Here is a 1,117-nt window from a genome sequence, read left to right as displayed (position 1 = left end):
ATGCAGGCGGCGCCGGCCTTCGCCCCCGCCAATGGCCTCGATCGCATCGTCCTCGACTCGCCGCGCGCCCGCTTCGGGATCATCACCACCGGCAAGAGCTATCTCGACGTACTCCAGGCCCTCGAGTACCTGGGGCTGGACGCCGAAGCCTGCCGCGACATCGGCATCCGTCTCTACAAGGTGGGCATGACCTGGCCGCTCGAGCCCGAGGGCGTGCGCCGCTTCGTCAAAGGGCTCACGGACATCCTGGTGGTCGAGGAGAAGCGCAGCTTCATCGAGAGCCAGCTCAAGGAGTACCTCTACAATCTCGAGGGCCGGCCGACCGTGGTCGGCAAATACGACGAGCACGGCGAGTGGATCCTCCCCTCCACCGCCGAGCTCACCCCGGCGCGCATCGCCCGCATCATCGCCCGCCGGCTCAAGCCCTTTCACACCTCCGAGCGCATCGAAGGGGTGCTCGAGTTCCTCAAGGCCAAGGAACGCGAGCTCGCCCTGCCGCGCGCCAACTTCCCGCGCGTGCCCCACTACTGCGCCGGCTGCCCGCACAACACCTCGACTAAGGTCCCGGAGGGCAGCCGCGCGCTCGGCGGTATCGGCTGCCATTACATGGTCACCTGGATGGACCGGCGCACCGACACCTTCACCCACATGGGCGGGGAAGGGGTCACCTGGGCCGGACAGGCGCCCTTCACCAGCGAGAAGCACGTCTTCCAGAATCTCGGCGATGGAACCTACTTCCATTCCGGGTCGCTGGCCATCCGCCAGGCGATCGCCGCCGGGGTCAACATCACCTACAAGATCCTCTACAACGACGCGGTGGCGATGACCGGTGGCCAGCCAGTGGATGGGGTGCTCACCGTCCCCGACATCGCCCGCCAGATGCGCGCCGAGGGCGTCAAGACGATCGTCGTCGTCTCCGACGAGATCGAGAAGTGGAACGCCCATCCCGAGTGGTTTCCCGACGGCACCGAGTTCTTCCACCGCGACTGCCTCGATGAGGTGCAGCGGCGGCTGCGCGAGACGCCGGGGGTGTCGATCCTGATCTACGACCAGACCTGCGCCACCGAGAAGCGTCGCCGCCGCAAGCGCGGCAAGCTGCCCGACCCCAAGCAACGGG

The 1,117-nt window shown here is 67.3% G+C and carries 1 protein-coding gene; it reads left to right on the top strand.

Translation table 11 applies throughout. From position 1 onward, the window contains the following. Positions 1-1,117, top strand: a 1,117-nt coding sequence (locus tag NW858_RS04600; protein WP_414520008.1) for a thiamine pyrophosphate-dependent enzyme, incomplete at both ends; no start/stop codon positions are given.

This window comes from Synechococcus sp. H55.10 (assembly GCF_047502715.1).
GTDB lineage: Bacteria > Cyanobacteriota > Cyanobacteriia > Thermostichales > Thermostichaceae > Thermostichus.
The sequence above is the reverse complement of the archived record's forward strand: the minus strand, read 5'-3'. Positions and strand labels throughout refer to the sequence as shown.